Genomic DNA, 16352 nt, shown 5'->3' with positions numbered 1-16352 from the left:
GGCCCGGCACCGACCGGGCCCCCGCCACTTCTCTGTGAACGCCGTGATCCCCGGTGCAGCCCCGGGATCCCGATGGAAGGTCAGCCACGTGACTGCCGCCGACACCAAGGCCGCCGGGCCACCTCCGGTATCCGCCCCACGTGATCCCGGGAAGCGAGGGCCCCAGACGCCCGCCGGGGCCGTCGCGCCCCGCCCGCGGAAGCAGCGGAGAAGGGGCGAGCTCCTCCCCTACCTCCTGATCCTGCCGGCGATCGTCGCCATCGCCGCCGTCTACGTCTATCCGCTGGGCAAGACCGTCGTCATGTCGTTCCAGGACATGGGCCGCGCGGCGCTGTGGGGCAACGGCGAGACCCCCTGGGTCGGCTTCGAGCAGTTCTCCAACATCCTCGGCGACCCCGAGTTCTGGTCCGTGACCGGCCGCACCGTCGTCTTCATGACGGTCTGCGTCGTGCTCACCATGGGCATCGGACTGCTCATCGCGCTGATGATGCTGCGCCTGTCCACCTGGGTACGACTCACCCTCACCGTCGCGCTGATCGCCGCCTGGTCGCTGCCGCTGATGGTCGCCGCCTCGGTCTTCCGGTGGTTCGCCGACTCCGACTACGGCCTGATCAACACCCTGCTGTCCGACGTCACCGGCGACGAGTCGTGGCTGGGCCACAACTGGTTCCTCGACCCCTGGCAGGGCTTCGGCGTCATCACCCTGCTGGTCGTCTGGGGCGCCGTCCCGTTCGTCGTGATCACCATGTACGCGGCCCTCACCCAGGTCCCCAAGGAGCTGGAGGAGGCCGCGGCGCTCGACGGGGCCTCCGTGGGCGGAGTCTTCCGCTTCGTCACCTGGCCCGTCATCAAGCCGGTGTTCATCATGGTGACGACGCTCTCGGTCATCTGGGACTTCAACGTCTTCGGACAGATCTGGCTGCTCCGCGGCAACAAGCCCGAGCCCGAGTACGAGACACTCGGCCTCTACTCCTTCTCGAAGGCGTTCGCGTCCACCTCCTTCAGCCAGGGCAGCGCGATCGCGTTGATCACGGTCCTGATGCTGTCCGGCGTAGCGGTGTACTACCTGCGCCAGCTGATCAAGACGGGAGAGGTCGAATGAGCACCTCCACACCTGTGAACACCGTGGCGGACGCCCCCGTGGCCGGAACCGCCGCCCAGGTGCTGCGACCGGACCGCCGCAAGGCCCGGCTGCACTACAACGTGCTGGCCCTGATCACGGCCGGCGTCATGGCCTTCCCGGTCTACTGGCTCGTCGTCTCGTCCTTGCGGCCGAACCACGAGATCCGCTCGTACGACCAGACGCTGTGGCCGTCGTCGATCACCTTCGACAACTTCGCGCGGGCCGTGAAGCAGGAGAACTTCGCCACCGCGGTGCAGTCGAGCCTGATCGTCTCGGTGACCGCGGTCGTCGGCGGAATGATCATCGCGACGCTCGCGGCGCTGGCCATCGGACGATTCCGGTTCTGGGGGCGCAAGGCCCTGATCATGGTGATGATCCTGGTCCAGATGCTGCCGCCGACCGCGATGCTCATCCCGATCTACCTCCAGCTCAACGCGATCGGCGGCATCGACGAGTACTGGGGACTCATCGTCGTCTACCTGGTCTCCACGCTGCCGTTCGCGACGATCATGATCCGCGGTTTCGTCATCAACATCCCGGTGGAGCTGGAGGAGTCGGCGATGGTCGACGGCTGCACGCGCATGCAGGCCTTCCGCCGCGTCATCCTCCCGCTGCTCGCCCCGGGGCTCGCCGCCGCGTCGATCTTCGCCCTGGTCAACGCCTGGAACGAGTACCTGTTCGCGTACATCCTGATCAACGACAACTCCAAGTACACGCTGAACGTGTGGCTGATGACCTTCACCACCGAGCGCGGAACGGACTACGGCGCCCTCATGGCCGCCTCTACGATGATCGCCGTCCCCGTCGTCATCTTCTTCATGATCATCCAGGGGAAGATGGCCACGGGGCTCACCTCCGGTGCCGTGAAGGGATAACGCCGCCATGACCACGCTGGTACCCGCCACCGACACCCTCACCCGCGACGCGCTGGCCGTCCTCCAGCCGGGCTTCGTCGGCACCGACACCCCCGACTGGCTGCTGCGGCAGGTCGGCGACGGCCTCGCCTCCGTCGGCCTGTTCGGCCGCAACATCGCCTCCCCCGAGCAGCTCGCCGCGCTCACCGCCCGGCTGCGCGCCGAGCGCGACGACATCCTCGTCGCGATCGACGAGGAGGGCGGCGACGTCACCCGCCTGGAGGTGAACGGCGGTTCGTCCTTCCCCGGCAACCACGCCCTCGGCGCGGTCGACGACACGGCGCTCACGTACGCCGTCGCCCACGAGCTCGGCCGGCGGCTGGCCGAGTGCGGCGTCAACCTCAACTGGGCGCCGTCCGCGGACGTCAACTCCGACCCCAACAACCCGGTGATCGGCGTGCGTTCGTTCGGCGCCGACACCGCGCTGGTCTCCCGGCACACCGCCGCCTACGTCGAGGGCCTCCAGGCCGCCGGCGTCGCGGCCTGCACCAAGCACTTCCCCGGCCACGGCGACACGGCCGTCGACTCGCACCACGCGATGCCGCGCATCGACGCCGACCTGGAGACGCTGTACGCCCGCGAGCTGCAGCCCTTCCGGGCCGCGATCGCCGCCGGCACCAAGTCGGTCATGAGCGCGCACATCCTGCTGCCCGTCCTCGACCCGACCCGCCCGGCCACCCTCAGCCCGCGCATCCTGACCGGCCTGCTCCGCGAGGAGCTCGGCTTCGACGGGCTGATCGTCACCGACGGCATGGAGATGAACGCCATCGCCGGCACCTACGGCATCGAGCGCGGCAGCGTGCTCGCCATCGCCGCGGGCGCCGACGCCATCTGCGTCGGCGGCGGCCTCGCCGACGAGGGCACCGTGCTACTGCTGCGCGACGCGCTCGTACGGGCGGTGCGGGACGGCGAGCTGCCCGAGGAGCGGCTCGCGGACGCGGCCGCGCGCGTCCGCGCGCTGGCGAGCTGGACCGCGACGGCCGGGCGTGCGCCCGCCGCCGCCGAGCCGGCGCGCGAGCAGATCGGCCTCGTCGCCGCCCGGCGCGCGGCCACCGTGGTCCGCGCCGACGGAGCCGTCCCCGTCACCGGGACCCCGTACGTCGCCACGCTCAGCCCCGAGGCGAACATCGCCGTCGGCGACGAGACCCCCTGGGGCATCACCGCCGACCTGGCCGTCCTGCTCCCCGGCACCGGGGGCGGCACGTACACCGACGGCTCCGCGGGGGCCGACGCCGTCCTGGCGGCGGCGGGGGAGCGGCGGATCGTCGCCGTCGCCCGCGACGTGCACCGCCACCCGTGGATGGCCGAAATGCTCGACGCGCTGACCGCCGCCCGCCCGGACACGGTCGTCGTCGAGATGGGCGTACCGCAGGCCCCGGCCCGCGGCGCGCTGTACGTCACCACGCACGGCGCGTCCCGCGTCTGCGGGCAGGCGGCGGCGGAGGCGGTCGTCGCCGGCTGAGCCCTGGCAGCGCGAAGGGCCGGACACCGCGCGGTGTCCGGCCCTTCGTCGTGCGGGCGTACGGCCCCCGGAGCCGCAGGGCGCCTCGGGTGCTGAGGCCCCTCGAAGCCCGCGGGCGCGCCGCGCGGCCCCTACAGCCCCTGCCACTCCGGCTTCGCCGCGTACGTCGCCCGGAAGTAGTCCCCCAGCTTCAGCTTCGACGCCGCGGCCTCGTCGACGACGACGGTCGCGTGCGGGTGCAGCTGGAGCGCGGAGGCGGGGACCAGCGCGGCCAGCGGGCCCTCGACGGTCTGCGCCACGGCCTCCGCCTTGCCCTCGCCGGTGGCGAGCAGCACGACGTGGCGGGCCTCCAGGATGGTCCCGATGCCCTGGGTGATCACGTGGTGCGGCACCTGGTCGATGTCGTCGTCGAAGAACCGGGCGTTGTCGACCCGGGTCTGCTCCGTGAGCGTCTTGATCCGGGTCCGGGAGCGCAGCGAGGAGCACGGCTCGTTGAAGCCGATGTGCCCGTCGGTGCCGATGCCCAGGATCTGCAGGTCGACGCCGCCGGCCGCGGCCAGCGCCCGGTCGTACTCCTCGCAGGCGGCCTGCACGTCCTCGGCCGTGCCGTCCGGGCCGAAGAACGACGTCCCGGGCAGTCCGAGCGGCTCGACGACCTGGCGCAGCACCACCGAGCGGTAGGACTCGGGGTGTCCGGCGGGCAGCCCCACGTACTCGTCGAGCTGGCACACGCGGGCGCGCGAGGCGTCCACCTCGCCGCCGGAGACCTTGGCGGTCAGCGCCGTGTAGATGGGCAGCGGCGTCGAGCCGGTGGCCACGCCGAGCAGGGCGTCGGGCTTGCGCCGCAGAAGACCGGCGACGGCCTCGGCGATGATCTCGCCGCCTGCGGTGGCGTCCGGGACGATGACAACTTCCACGCTGGGGCCTGCCGATCTGGGGAGGTCTGGAAAGGAACCTGTGGTATAGACCAATCTAGCAGAGGTCGGTCTGTGCCGCCCGGCCGGGACGCCCGTCCGGGTGGGTGTGCGGGCGGGCCGGCCGGTGGGTGTCCCGGGGGTGCGCGGCGGGCGGGAATGGCCGAAGTCGACCCCGTCCCGCCTCTGGCCTTCCTGGCCGGTCCGTTGGAGAATCCGACCGTGGGCGACCGCGTTTGATCGATCTTCGTTGATCGATCGTCCAGGAACCGATGCCGTCCGACACATGGACAGCGGGGAATGGTCTAGTCCACAATGCTGGTGAAAGGCCTCCGCCTCTCCCGCACAGGGAGGTGGACCGAGGAGTCCGCGCGCTCTCTGCCCTGACTGCGCCGGGCCCCTCCAAGCGACCGTGCGGGCCCGCACGCCCGGGCGGTCGACGCAGAGAACTCCGGGCTGCGGTGCCGGACGGGCTGAGGGTCCCGTCCAGGCACCGTGGCCCGCGGGTCTTCCCGGGCCCGCGCGACCACGGGATCCCGCGCGGACGGCGGCGGGTACGCTCGCCCGTGTGCCCTCCATGAACGATCTCGTCCGCCAGCACACCGCACTCAGCGACGCGGAGCTCGACTGGCTCCACCTGCTGGTCTCGGAGTGGCAGCTGCTCGCCGACCTCTCCTTCGCCGACCTGGTCCTGTGGGTCCCGACCCGCGACGGTACCCGCTACGTCTCCGTCGCCCAGATGCGTCCGAACACCGGCCCGACCTCGTACCAGGACGACATGGTCGGCCACCTCGTGCCGCGCGGCCGGCGCCCCATGCTGGACGCGGCGCTCGACGAGGGCCGGATCGTCCGCGAGGGCGACCCCGAGTGGCGCGAGGAGGTGCCGGTACGGGTCGAGTCGATCCCCGTCCGGCGCGAGGGCCGGGTGCTCGGCGTCATCGCCCGCAACACCAACCTGCTCTCCGTGCGGACCCCCTCCCGGCTGGAGCTCACCTACCTGCAGTCGGCCTCCGACCTCGCGCAGATGATCGCCGCCGGCGCCTTCCCGTTCGCCGGCCAGCAGCTGGACATGGACTCCTCGCCGCGCGTGGGCGACGGCCTGATCCGCCTCGACGCCGAGGGCGTCGTCCAGTACGCCTCGCCCAACGGCCTCTCCGCCTACCACCGGCTCGGCCTCAACACCGACCTGGTCGGCACCCACCTGGGCCGTACGACCGCCGAACTCGCGCCGTCCCGCGGCCCGGTGGACGAGGCGCTGGTCAAGCTGGCCAGCGGCTGGGCGCCGCGCGGCACCGAGGTCGAGGGCAACGACTGCGTCGTGCAGCTGCGGGCGATCCCGCTCAAACCCAAGGGCACGCGCATCGGTTCGCTGATCCTGCTGCGGGACGTGACGGAACTCCGCCGCCGGGAGCGGGAGTTGATCACCAAGGACGCGACCATCCGGGAGATCCACCACCGGGTGAAGAACAACCTGCAGACCGTCGCCGCCCTGCTGCGCCTCCAGGCCCGCCGGATCGACTCCGTCAAGGGGCGCGAGGCGCTGGAGGAGGCCGTGCGGCGGGTCGGCTCCATCGCCATCGTGCACGAGACGCTGTCGCAGAACCTCGACGAGCGCGTCGAGTTCGACGAGATCGCCGACCGGGTGCTCGCGATGGTCGCCGAGATCTCGCCCGGCCAGGTCACCTGCCGCCGCACCGGCCGCTTCGGCATCCTGGACGCCGAGGTCGCCACCCCGCTCTCCATGGTCCTCACCGAGGTCATCCAGAACGCCCTCGAACACGCCTTCGCCGAGGGGCAGCCGGGCCGGGTCGAGGTGTCCGCCGTCCGCGGCGGCGACCGCAAGGACGGCCGGCTGCTCATCACCGTCCGGGACGACGGCCGCGGGCTGCCCGACGGCTTCGACGCCAAGCGCTCGGGCAACCTGGGCCTGCAGATCGTACGGACCCTGGTCGAGGGGGAGTTGGGCGGCAGCTTCGACATGGTGCCGGCGCCCGGGCGCGGCACGCAGGTGGTGCTCGACGTGCCCGTGCGGGTCGAGAAGTAGCCGGTCACGCAGGGTGACCGGCCCGGGACGGCAATAAGCCCCGGACCGTGGTGCGGTCCGGGGCGAAGTGCCTGCGGCGCGATGCGCATCTGTGGGGTACTGCGCGCTGCGTTGTCGAGGCGGAGCCGACCGGGAGGAGCGTGCGAGGTGCACGCGCCGGTCGGCTCAGGTCGCGCGGGGTGTCAGGCGGTCGCGTTGCGCGCCCGGTTGCGGGCGGCGCGGCGCTTCATCGCGCGACGCTCGTCCTCGCTGAGGCCACCCCAGACGCCGGAGTCCTGGCCGGACTCGAGCGCCCACTGCAGACACTGCTCCATGACGGGGCAGCGGCGGCAGACGGCCTTGGCTTCCTCGATCTGCAGCAGCGCAGGACCGGTGTTGCCGATGGGGAAGAAGAGCTCCGGGTCTTCCTCGCGGCAAACGGCGTTGTGACGCCAGTCCATGGCTGCTACCTCTCCTTGGTATTACATGCACGTTGCTTGTGAATGTGAACGCTTTCACGAATCCCCCGGTAAGGGAAGGGCCGACTGCCAGACGGACTGGCGGGTCCTCTTGCCTTGGGGTGGGATTCCGGTGCTCAGGGAGGCCGATGGGGCGGGCCGTCCCGAGCGCCACAAAGAGATTCGCAAACCTCAGCCGTGGATACAACCCCTTCAGGGAAGTTTTTTTAGATTCCCTGGTGTCGACTGGGTCACAGCGGTACTTCCATGGGGTGGAGGGCGCTACGTACGTTCGAGATAAAGGACATAGGTCCTTCACACTCACACAATCACACGCAGTGCACGGCGAACGCCTGTGAACGTCACGCTCTTCCGCAGCCCCAGGTGGTCGCCGTCCATCTGGAAGGGCAGCGGGACCTTGGAATGCAAGGTGAAGTCCGTCAGATCGTGCAGCGGCACGACGTGCTTCCCGTGCGGTCCGCGCTCCGGTGTGGAGGTCAGGAGCTGGGTGGCGTAGCGGGTCACCGCGGATGTGGAGAGCTTGCGGAGTCCGAGCACGTCGAGGGCGGTGTCGAAGGACGCGCGGGGGGTCGCGTACACCGGGCGGTTGCCCAGATAGGTCCAGGGTGACGTGTTGCACACTATGGACAGCGCCAGGTCGGTCACCGGGTCGTGGCCCGGCCGCTCCAGGGTGATCACGCCGTGCCGGCGGTGGGGATCGGAGACGTAGGCCCGCATCACCTGGCGGAGGTAGAGCGCGTGCGTCGAACGCTTGCCGCGCTCCCGCTGCTGTTCGACCCGGCCCACTACGCCCGCGTCCAGACCGAGCCCCGCGCAGAAGGTGAACCAGCGGGCCGGCGCCGCCTCGTCCTCCGTGCCCCGGGTGCCCTCCGCGAGCCCGAGGCCCACGGTCTGCTCGCGCCCCTCGCGCAGGGCGTCCAGGAGCTGGCCGGTCGCCTCGACGGGGTCGTTCGGCAGCCCGAGCGCCCGGGCGAACACGTTCGTCGAGCCGCCGGGGACCACGGCGAGGCCGGGCAGCCCCTCCGGGTCGGGACCGTGGTGCAGCAGCCCGTTGACGACCTCGTTGACCGTGCCGTCGCCGCCCAGCGCCACGACCAGCTCGATCCCGTTCGGTCCGCCGCTCTCCGCCGCCCTGCGGCCGAGGTCGCGGGCGTGGCCGCGGTACTCCGTGGTGACCGCCTCGATCTTCATCTCGCTGGCCAGCGCGTGGATGAGCACGTCGCGCGTCCGCGCACTCGTGGTGGTGGCGGCGGGGTTGACCACGAGAAGAGCGCGCATGGGAGGCAGGGTACCTACTGGGAAGTACCCGCCGCGGCCAGGGCCGGGGCGCTCCGCGGGGCGGGACCCGGTGATCGTCCCCGGAGGCTCTACCCTGGCCGGGTGAGCGCTGCACCGAATCCCGCACCCGAAGGCCGTGTCGAGACCCCCGTACGCCTGGCCGTCGCGGCCGCGGTGTGCGCCGCCGAGGGGCTGGCGCTGGCCGGCTGGGGCGTGTACCTCTTGGTGATGGGGCTGGTCGGGGACCCCGACAGCCCGCGCCAGGCCGAGACCGGCGGGCTGACGATGATCGCCCTCGCCGTCCTGCCCCTGGTCGCCGCGCGCGGCCTGCGGCTGCGGCGGAGCTGGAGCCGCGGACCCACGCTGATCATGCAGCTGGTCGCGCTGCCGGTGTCCTGGTCGCTGGTCCAGGGCGGCGGGGTGCTGCTGCCGGTCGGGATCCTGCTCGCGCTGGCCGCGGTCGCCGTCCTGGTGACCGTGCTCAACCCGACGACGACCCACGCGCTCGGCATCGGCCGCCGGGAGACCTGAGCCGCGCGGACGTCAGGGGCCCGGCAGCGCGCGATGCCGCCGGGCCCCTTCCCGTTCCAGCGTGCCGCTCTCGGCGGCGGCTTTGCGCCTACTCGTCCACGAGCAGCCGCTCGCGCAGCTGCGCCAGGGTGCGGGCGAGGAGCCGGGAGACGTGCATCTGGGAGATGCCGACCTCGGTGGCGATCTGCGACTGGGTCATGTTCCCGAAGAACCGCAGCAGCAGGATGCGCTTCTCGCGCGGCGGCAGGTCCTCCAGGAGCGGCTTGAGGGACTCGCGGTACTCCACGCCCTCCAGCGCCTCGTCCTCCGCGCCCAGGGTGTCGGCGACGGCCGGGGAGTCGTCGTCGGTGTCGGGGACGTCCAGCGACAGCGTGCTGTACGCGTTCGCCGACTCCAGGCCCTCCAGGACCTCCTCCTCCGAGATGCCGAGCCGCTCCGCCAGCTCGTGCACCGTGGGGGAGCGGCCGTGCCGCTGGGACAGCTCCGCGGTCGCCGTCGTCAGCGACAGCCGCAGCTCCTGCAGCCGGCGCGGCACCCGGACCGCCCAGCCCTTGTCCCTGAAATGACGTTTGATCTCGCCCACGACGGTGGGGGTGGCGTACGTGGAGAACTCCACGCCCCGGTCGGGGTCGAAGCGGTCCACCGACTTGATCAGGCCGATCGTCGCCACCTGCGTCAGGTCGTCGAGCGGCTCGCCGCGGTTGCGGAACCGGCGGGCCAGGTGCTCCACCAGCGGCAGGTGCATCCGGACCAGCCGGTTGCGCAGCTCCGCCCGCTCCGGGGAGCCGGCGGGCAGCTCCCGCAGCTCGTAGAAGAGCAGCCGGGCGCCGCTGCGCTCGTCGCGCTTGAGGTCGGCGGCGTCGTCCGCGTCGGCGTGGTCCGGTTCGGGCTCCGCGGCCCGCTCCTCGGCCGCCTGGGCGACCACGGCCTCCGCCTCGGCCTCCAGCGCCTCGGTCTCGCGCGCCTCCGCGTCCGCCGTGGGCCCGGCCTCCTGGGCCCCGCCCGGCTTCACGTCCGTCTTCTCATCGGTCATCGTGTGGCCCGTCCGGCTCCGCTCCGAGTGCTGCCCCGACGCCTGCTGCTCCCCGTCCTCGGGATGCGGCCGGGCCTTCTGCTCGGGGATACCCGCCGTCTCCCGGCGCACCCCCGGGCCGCGGTCCGTGCCGCGCACCGCCCCCTCCCCGTCGCTCACGCCGGCCCGGGTCCCGCGCCGCGCTGTTTGTACAGGCTGATCGAGACCGTCCGGTCCTCGCCGACCGTGGAGTCGACCTTGCCGGCCAGCGCCGAGAGCACCGTCCACGCGAACGTGTCGCGCTCCGGGGCCCGGCCGTCGGTGGTGGGCGCGGACACCGTCACCTCCAGCGAGTCGTCGACCAGCCGGAAGACGCAGCTGAGCACGGAGCCGGGCACGGCCTGCTGGAGCAGGATCGCGCAGGCCTCGTCGACGGCGATGCGGAGGTCCTCGATCTCGTCGAGGGTGAAGTCCAGGCGCGCCGCGAGGCCGGCCGTGGCCGTGCGCAGGACCGAGAGGTAGGCACCGGCAGCCGGCAGTCGGACTTCGACGAAGTCCTGGGACGCGGGCTCTCCTGCGAACTGGGACACCCTCACCTCCAAGGTGGTACAGACAAGTTCGGGGGATTGTGCGGCCGTGCAGCGGTGACGCTACCGCGCCCCGGACTCCTCCGTCCCGGGACCCCCGACCCGGACTGTCACTCATGGTAAGCCCAGATATACGGAACGTGGCTAGGGGTGTGCGGGTACCGGTCGGAGGAACCGGGGGAAGGGTTGCCCTACCCACCCTCCCGGCGGGCCAATCGTCACGTCCCGTGATCCCGCCCCGGCCCGTGCGCCGGGACCCGGCGGCGGCGCGGACTCAGACGATCGCGTTGTCCTCGAAGCACCAGCGCCAGCTCTCGCCCCGCTCGAAGCTGCGCATGACGGGATGGCCCGTCTCCTCGGAGTGGGCCGTCGCGTGCCGGAACGGCGAGCTGTCGCAGCAGCCGACGTGCCCGCAGGTCAGGCACAGCCTCAGCTGCACGGGGTGGCTGCCCACCGCCAGGCACTCCGGGCAGGTGTCGGTCAGCGGGGCCGGTTCGGGGTGCGGCAGCGCGGCGACGTGACGGCAGTCGTTCATGATTGACAGGTTACGACGACCGGTTCGTGTTGACGGGATGGTGCACGGGGGATGGACGCAACGCCACTGCTACTGCTGATCGCCGGGAGCGCCGTCGTCGCTGGGGCGGCGCGCCGGACGACCGTGCCGGCCCCGCTGCTGCTCGTCGCCGCGGGGCTCGCCGTCTCCTACCTGCCCGGGGTCCCCGAGTACACCCTCGATCCCGAGATCGTGCTGCCGCTGCTGCTGCCCCCGCTGCTCTACACGGCCGCGACCGAGAGCTCGTACCTGGACCTGCGCCGGCAGGCCCGCTCGGTGCTCATGCTGTCGGTGGGCTACGTGCTGTTCGCGACGGTCGTCGTCGGGTACGCGCTCTACCTGCTCGTGCCGGACCTGCCGCTGACGGCCGCGCTGGTGCTCGGCGCGGTGATCGCGCCGCCGGACGCGGTCGCCGCCACCGCCGTCGCCCGCCGGATCGGGCTGCCGTCGCGGATCACGACGATCCTCCAGGGCGAGTCCCTGGTGAACGACGCCACCGCGATCACCGCGTTCAAGGTGGCCGTCGCCGCGGCGGTGGGGGAGGGGGCCTCCTGGGCGGGCGGGATCGAGGAGTTCGCGGTCGCCGCCCTCGGCGGGGTCGCCGTCGGGCTGCTGCTCATGGTGCCGCTGCACTGGCTGCGCACGCACCTGAGCGAGGCGCTGCTCCAGAACACGCTGTCCCTGCTCATCCCGTTCGTCGCCTACGCGGCGGCCGAGCACGTGCACGCCTCGGGGGTGCTCGCGGTGGTCGTCGTCGCGCTGTACCTGGGGCACCGCTCCTGGCAGGTCGACTTCGCGACCCGGCTCCAGGAGGAGGCGGTCTGGAAGATGGTCGCCTTCCTGCTGGAGTCGGCGGTCTTCGCGCTGATCGGCCTGCAACTGCCGTACGTGCTGCAGGGGCTCGACAGCTACGGCGGCGGGGAGGCCCTGTGGTACGCGGTCGCCCTGTTCGTCCTCGTGGTGGTCGTGCGGTTCGTGTGGGTCTTCCCCGCCACCTGGCTGCCCCGCCTGCTGTCGAAGCGGATCCGCCGGCGGGAGCCCGACCCGGGGTGGCAGGGGCCGCTGATCGTCAGCTGGGCGGGGATGCGCGGGGTGGTCTCGCTGGCGATCGCCTTCTCGATCCCGGCGACCGTCGACGGCGGCGGGGACTTCCCGGCCCGCGAGCTGATCCTGTTCCTCACCTTCACCACCGTCCTCGGCACGCTCGTCGTCCAGGGGCTCTCCCTGCCGCCGCTCATCCGCCTGCTGCGCATCCCCGGCCGGGACGTGCGCGCCGAGACGCTCACCGAGGCGCAGGCCCAGAACGACGCCTCGACGGCGGCCGCCGTCCGTCTCGACGAGCTGCTCGCCGCGGAGGGCAACACGCTGCCGCCGCCGCTCGTCGACCGGCTCCGGGCCGTCCTCGACCGGCGGCGCAACTCCGTCTGGGAGCGGCTCGGCACGGTCGACGAGGTCACCGGGGAGTCCGCCGACGACACCTACCGGCGGCTCGCGCGGGAGGTCATCGACACCGAGCGGGCGGCCTTCGTCCGGCAGCGCGACCAGGGGCGCATCGACGACGAGATGCTGCGGACGCTGCTGCGCCGACTCGACCTGGAGGAGGCGGCGGCCTACCGGGAGGGCACGGGCTGACCCGCGGCGGCCCCGGCGGTGTCCCAGGGCTGGGGGGCTCCCGTGACGACCGCGGTCACCCGGGTGCCGGGCGGGAAGGCGCCCTCGCCGGCGAGGACCGTCAGGGCGTGCAGGAGCTTGGCGACATAGACGTGTTCGAGGGGCAGGCCGTGCCGGTCCCCGAAGTCGCGGGCGAACTCCCGGAGCCCGGGCGTGGTGCGGGCGTAGCCGCCGCCGTGGAAGCGCTCGTCGAGCCGCCAGTCGCCGCGCCCGCCGCCGTAGGCCTCGCGCTGCAGGCGGCGGACCTCGGCGCCGAGGAAGCCGCCCTTGAGGACGGGGACGCCGAGGGCGCGCTGGGTGGTGCGGAGGCCGGCGGCCAGGCCCGCGAGGGTGCCGCCGGTGCCGACGGCGACCGCGGCCACGTCGGTGCGGTCGCGCAGCTCGCGGCCGAGCTCGGCGGCCCCGCGTACGGCGAGCGCGTTGCTGCCGCCCTCGGGGACGACGTACAGCTCCGCCGGGTCGACGCCGGCGGGGAGGGTCTTGGCGCGGTAGGCGGTGCGGTCGGTGAAGTGCAGCCGCATGCCGTCGGCGGCGCAGCGCGCCAGCGAGGGGTTGAGCGGGCGGTGGGCCAGCTCCTCGCCCCGCACGACCCCGATCGTGGGGAAGCCCAGCAGCCGCCCCGCCGCGGCGGTGGCGCGCAGGTGGTTGGAGTACGCGCCGCCGAACGTGAGCACGGTGCGGCCGGCGGCGGCGTCGAGGTTGGGGACGAGTTTGCGCCACTTGTTGCCGCTGAGCGCGGGGTGGATCAGGTCGTCCCGCTTGAGCAGCAGGCGGACGCCGTGGGCTGTGAAGCGGGGGTCGTCGAGTTCGGTCAGGGGCGAGGGGAGTCGGGGGCGGAGGCCGGCGGGGGTGGGGCGCACGGGGCCATTGTCGCCCGGGTGGGGTGCGCGCACCCCGGGCGCGGGTCGGGTGCGCGCGCCCGGCGGCGGGCGCTGCCGGGCGGGCGTGCCCGAGCGGCGGGCGTGCGGCCCGCCTCAGCCGTGTCGGCGCCTCACGACAGCCGGTCCTGGACGCGGGCCCGCATCGAGGACATGGAGAAACCGCGGGGGTCGACCTTGCCCGGCTGCCACTCCAGGTGGCCGATGACCGAGCGGGAGTTCCACCCGTGGTGGCGGCAGATCGCCGCCGAGACCCGCTCGATGGCCTCCAGTTGGGCCGCCGGCCAGGGGTCCTTGCCGTCGCCCAGGTTCTCGCACTCGAAGCCGTAGAAGCGCGCGTTGCCGTCGGTGTTCGCCTCGTTGTCCCGGGGGAGGGCGCGCTCGGCGATGACGGCGCGCAGCACGTCGTCGTCGCCGAGGCCCGCGTGGTTCGCCCGGCCGTAGCCGACCAGGTGCACGCGGCCGTCCTTGGCGATCACGCCGTGGCACAGCGGGCCGGGCAGGGCGGCGTACCCGTCCCGGCAGATGCGGACGGTCGCCGCCGTGCCCTTGGTGACCGTGTGGTGGATCATCACGCCGTTCACCGGGCCCCAGGGGCCCTTGTGGTTGCGGTTGTGGGTGCGCCAGGCACCGACCTCCACGACGGTCACGCCCTCGTTCCTGAGGGCCTTGAGGAAACTGCTCGCCGACATGGGGGTGGCCATGGACGGACTCCTTCGCGAGGAAGTGGACGGGCGCCTGCCCTTCGCTTCTACCGGAAGGGGGCGCTTGAAACCCCGTGGGCCCCACCCGTTCACGCCCCGGAGGGCACCTCGAACGCCGGGGCGAACTCCACTTCCGTACCGCAGAGTTGTCAGGCCCCGGCCGTCACCCGCCGAGGCCCGGTCGGCGCGTCCGGGTCAGTGGCCGTAGGGGTTGTTGCCGGGACCGGTGGAGGGGCCGGCTCCCGGACCGGTGGAGGGGCCGCCGGACGAACCGCCGCGCAGCACGCCGTCCCCGTGCGTCGCGATGTGCGCCTCGAGTGCGGCCAGCGCCTGCTGGGTGGCGGCCGGGCTGCCGGTCCCGTGCCGCTCGGCGTAGTAGGCCGCCCCGAGCTTCTTCAGCGCGTCGCCGCCCGCGCGCTGGGTCTGGACCTCGTCGTACTTCTGCTTGCCCTGGGCGAGGCCGCGCTGGGCCTGCTCCTTGGCGCGGTCGAGGAAGCCTGCCATCGGACGTCTCCTGTCGTTCGGTGATCCGTGCTCCGTGAACGCCCGGGCCGATCACGGGGTTCCCGCCCCGCCGGCCGCGGACCGCGGGGAGCGGCCGGTCGGTGAGGCCCTTGCGCCGTGAAAAGCGCGCTCTACCCCGCCCGTTGAAGATCCATTCCCATCCCTTTGTGTAGTGGTGTCGGCACGCTCCGCAATGGAAGGGTTCGGAGCAGCACCCCGCACGACCGGACCTCGCACGACCGCACCCCGCAGCACCGCATTGCGCACGACCGAGAGGACGCGAGCACGATGACCGCCGTTGGAGAAGAGCTCGGCACCGAGCAGGGTCGGCCCCAGCAGAGCCTGGGATCCGCCGCCGCCCGAAACCTGGCCACCACCACCAAGTCCGCCCCGCAGATGCAGGAGATCACCTCCCGGTGGCTGCTGAAGATGCTGCCGTGGACCCAGGTGCAGGGCGGCACCTACCGGGTGAACCGGCGGCTGAGCTACTCGGTGGGCGACGGCCGGGTGACCTTCGTGAAGACCGGCGACCGGGTCGAGGTGATCCCCGCCGAGCTGGGCGAACTGCCCGCCCTGCGCGACCTGGAGGACGAGGAGGTGCTCGCGGAACTGGCCCGCCGCTGCGTCCAGCGGGAGATCGAACCGGGCCAGGTCATCGCCTCCTTCGGCAGCGCCCAGGACGAGGTCCACCTCCTCGCCCACGGCAAGGTCGAGAAGGTCGGCTCCGGCCCCTACGGCGACGACGCCGTGCTCGGCGTCCTCGCCGACGGCGCCTACTTCGGCGAACAGGCGCTGCTCGACCCCGACGCCATCTGGGAGTACACCGCCCGCGCCCGCACCGCCTGCACGGTCCTGGTCCTCTCCCGCGCCGACGTCACGAACCTCGCCGAGCGCGCCCCGAGCCTCGACGCGCACCTGGCCGCCCTGCGCGCCCTGCCCGGCCAGCGCACCAACCGCTACGGCGAGGCCGCCATCGACCTCTCCGCCGGCCACAGCGGCGAGGCCGACATCCCGCACACCTTCGTCGACTACGAGGCGCGGCCGCGCGAGTACGAACTGAGCGTCGCCCAGACCGTCCTGCGCATCCACAGCCGGATCGCGGACCTCTACAACCAGCCCATGAACCAGACCGAGCAGCAGCTCCGGCTCACCGTCGAGGCGCTGAAGGAGCGCCAGGAGCACGAGCTGATCAACAACCGCGAGTTCGGCCTGCTGAACAACTGCGAGTACGAGCAGCGCATCCAGCCCCACGACGGCGTCCCCAGCCCCGACGACATGGACGAACTGCTCAGCCGCCGCCGCGGGTCCAAGCTGTTCCTCGCCCATCCGCGCGCCATCGCCGCCTTCGGCCGCGAGTGCAACAAGCGCGGGCTCGTCCCGGAGTCGGTCGACATGGGCGGGCACCGGATCCCCGCCTGGCGCGGGGTGCCGATCTTCCCGTCCAACAAGATCCCGATCAGCGACGCCCGCACCACCTCGATCATCTGCATGCGCACCGGAGAGGACGAACAGGGGGTCATCGGGCTCCGCCAGGCCGGCATCCCCGACGAGATCGAGCCGAGCCTGTCGGTGCGGTTCATGGGGATCAACGAACAGGCGGTCATCTCCTACCTGGTGACGGCGTACTACTCGGCCGCGGTCCTGGTCCCGGACGCGCTCGGGGTGCTGGAGAACGTCGAGATCGGACGGTGGAGGTAGGCCGGCGGTCGGGGCCCACCG

The 16352-nt window shown here is 72.5% G+C and carries 15 protein-coding genes and 1 pseudogene; 7 read left to right on the top strand and 9 right to left on the bottom strand.

What is annotated here, in order from left to right:
* The first annotated feature begins 88 nt into the window (after positions 1–88).
* From ACFWEG_RS13350 to ACFWEG_RS13340, 3 genes are read left to right on the top strand one after another with little or no spacing between them, the layout of a single operon-like run.
* Complete coding sequence (locus ACFWEG_RS13350; protein ID WP_387213418.1) at positions 89–1102, top strand: carbohydrate ABC transporter permease; 1014 nt, start codon at positions 89–91, stop codon at positions 1100–1102.
* Positions 1099–1998 carry a carbohydrate ABC transporter permease gene (locus ACFWEG_RS13345; RefSeq protein WP_387213415.1) on the top strand — a complete coding sequence of 300 codons (900 nt, stop codon included), beginning with the start codon at positions 1099–1101 and terminating at the stop codon, positions 1996–1998. Before ACFWEG_RS13350 ends, ACFWEG_RS13345 begins: the two co-directional genes overlap by 4 nt.
* Positions 1999–2005: 7 nt before the next feature.
* Positions 2006–3499, top strand: coding sequence for a glycoside hydrolase family 3 protein (locus ACFWEG_RS13340; RefSeq protein WP_387213412.1), 1494 nt, complete (start codon positions 2006–2008; stop codon positions 3497–3499).
* 131 nt (positions 3500–3630) lie between these two features.
* Here ACFWEG_RS13340 and nagB read toward each other — a convergent pair whose 3' ends face one another.
* Positions 3631–4416, bottom strand: a complete 786-nt coding sequence (gene nagB / locus ACFWEG_RS13335; protein ID WP_387213410.1) for a glucosamine-6-phosphate deaminase — start codon at positions 4414–4416, stop codon at positions 3631–3633.
* A 574-nt stretch (positions 4417–4990) separates the two neighbouring features.
* Between nagB and ACFWEG_RS13330 the strand changes: the two genes are divergently transcribed.
* Positions 4991–6457, top strand: coding sequence for a sensor histidine kinase (locus tag ACFWEG_RS13330; protein WP_387213421.1), 1467 nt, complete (start codon positions 4991–4993; stop codon positions 6455–6457).
* 182 nt (positions 6458–6639) lie between these two features.
* Here the strand turns inward: ACFWEG_RS13330 and ACFWEG_RS13325 are convergent, their stop codons facing one another.
* A complete protein-coding gene (locus ACFWEG_RS13325; RefSeq protein ID WP_004937597.1) occupies positions 6640–6897 on the bottom strand; it encodes a WhiB family transcriptional regulator in 258 nt (85 codons plus the stop codon).
* A 318-nt stretch (positions 6898–7215) separates the two neighbouring features.
* On the bottom strand, positions 7216–8193 hold the full coding sequence (locus tag ACFWEG_RS13320; protein WP_387213407.1) for a diacylglycerol/lipid kinase family protein: 978 nt from the start codon (positions 8191–8193) through the stop codon (positions 7216–7218).
* Positions 8194–8295: 102 nt separating this feature from the next.
* Between ACFWEG_RS13320 and ACFWEG_RS13315 the strand changes: the two genes are divergently transcribed.
* Positions 8296–8724 carry a hypothetical protein gene (locus ACFWEG_RS13315; protein ID WP_387213404.1) on the top strand — a complete coding sequence of 143 codons (429 nt, stop codon included), beginning with the start codon at positions 8296–8298 and terminating at the stop codon, positions 8722–8724.
* 88 nt (positions 8725–8812) lie between these two features.
* On the opposite strand, the gene ACFWEG_RS13310 is transcribed toward ACFWEG_RS13315, so the two are convergent.
* From ACFWEG_RS13310 to ACFWEG_RS13300, 3 genes are all read right to left on the bottom strand, one after another.
* Positions 8813–9916, bottom strand: a complete 1104-nt coding sequence (locus ACFWEG_RS13310) for an RNA polymerase sigma factor SigF (protein WP_387213401.1) — start codon at positions 9914–9916, stop codon at positions 8813–8815.
* Complete coding sequence (locus ACFWEG_RS13305; protein WP_387213398.1) at positions 9913–10326, bottom strand: anti-sigma regulatory factor; 414 nt, start codon at positions 10324–10326, stop codon at positions 9913–9915. Before ACFWEG_RS13305 ends, ACFWEG_RS13310 begins: the two co-directional genes overlap by 4 nt.
* 271 nt (positions 10327–10597) lie before the next feature.
* On the bottom strand, positions 10598–10858 hold the full coding sequence (locus ACFWEG_RS13300; RefSeq protein WP_387213395.1) for a UBP-type zinc finger domain-containing protein: 261 nt from the start codon (positions 10856–10858) through the stop codon (positions 10598–10600).
* 51 nt (positions 10859–10909) lie between these two features.
* Here ACFWEG_RS13300 and ACFWEG_RS13295 point away from each other — a divergent pair, with 51 nt between their 5' ends.
* Complete coding sequence (locus ACFWEG_RS13295) at positions 10910–12508, top strand: Na+/H+ antiporter (RefSeq protein ID WP_387213392.1); 1599 nt, start codon at positions 10910–10912, stop codon at positions 12506–12508.
* Here the strand turns inward: ACFWEG_RS13295 and ACFWEG_RS13290 are convergent.
* The 3 genes and pseudogenes from ACFWEG_RS13290 to ACFWEG_RS13280 form a co-directional block, all read right to left on the bottom strand.
* Complete coding sequence (locus ACFWEG_RS13290; RefSeq protein WP_387213389.1) at positions 12487–13407, bottom strand: 1-aminocyclopropane-1-carboxylate deaminase/D-cysteine desulfhydrase; 921 nt, start codon at positions 13405–13407, stop codon at positions 12487–12489. The genes ACFWEG_RS13295 and ACFWEG_RS13290 overlap by 22 nt on opposite strands.
* A 131-nt stretch (positions 13408–13538) precedes the next feature.
* The gene (locus tag ACFWEG_RS13285) at positions 13539–14129 is read right to left on the bottom strand and encodes an N-acetylmuramoyl-L-alanine amidase (RefSeq protein ID WP_387213386.1); all 591 of its coding nucleotides are present in this window, start codon (positions 14127–14129) and stop codon (positions 13539–13541) included.
* A gap of 273 nt (positions 14130–14402) precedes the next feature.
* Positions 14403–14633: pseudogene (locus tag ACFWEG_RS13280) on the bottom strand (hypothetical protein); the annotation flags it as partial.
* A gap of 288 nt (positions 14634–14921) precedes the next feature.
* Between ACFWEG_RS13280 and ACFWEG_RS13275 the strand changes: the two are divergent.
* Complete coding sequence (locus ACFWEG_RS13275; RefSeq protein ID WP_387213383.1) at positions 14922–16331, top strand: family 2B encapsulin nanocompartment shell protein; 1410 nt, start codon at positions 14922–14924, stop codon at positions 16329–16331.
* Positions 16332–16352: the final 21 nt, after the last annotated feature.

The organism is Streptomyces sp. NPDC060194 (genome assembly GCF_042728285.1).
Classification (GTDB): Bacteria; Actinomycetota; Actinomycetes; order Streptomycetales; family Streptomycetaceae; genus Streptomyces.
This window is presented reverse-complemented; position numbering and strand designations above follow the sequence as displayed.

Excerpts from the sequence above, each read along its gene's own strand:
- ACFWEG_RS13295 (WP_387213392.1), top strand. The coding sequence starts at position 10,910 with ATGGACGCAACGCCACTGCTACTGCTGATCGCCGGGAGCGCCGTCGTC.
- ACFWEG_RS13275 (WP_387213383.1), top strand. The coding sequence starts at position 14,922 with ATGACCGCCGTTGGAGAAGAGCTCGGCACCGAGCAGGGTCGGCCCCAG.
- ACFWEG_RS13300 (WP_387213395.1), bottom strand. The coding sequence starts at position 10,858 with ATGAACGACTGCCGTCACGTCGCCGCGCTGCCGCACCCCGAACCGGCC.
- ACFWEG_RS13330 (WP_387213421.1), top strand. The coding sequence starts at position 4,991 with ATGAACGATCTCGTCCGCCAGCACACCGCACTCAGCGACGCGGAGCTC.
- ACFWEG_RS13340 (WP_387213412.1), top strand. The coding sequence starts at position 2,006 with ATGACCACGCTGGTACCCGCCACCGACACCCTCACCCGCGACGCGCTG.
- ACFWEG_RS13325 (WP_004937597.1), bottom strand. The coding sequence starts at position 6,897 with ATGGACTGGCGTCACAACGCCGTTTGCCGCGAGGAAGACCCGGAGCTC.
- ACFWEG_RS13345 (WP_387213415.1), top strand. The coding sequence starts at position 1,099 with ATGAGCACCTCCACACCTGTGAACACCGTGGCGGACGCCCCCGTGGCC.
- ACFWEG_RS13285 (WP_387213386.1), bottom strand. The coding sequence starts at position 14,129 with ATGGCCACCCCCATGTCGGCGAGCAGTTTCCTCAAGGCCCTCAGGAAC.
- ACFWEG_RS13320 (WP_387213407.1), bottom strand. The coding sequence starts at position 8,193 with ATGCGCGCTCTTCTCGTGGTCAACCCCGCCGCCACCACCACGAGTGCG.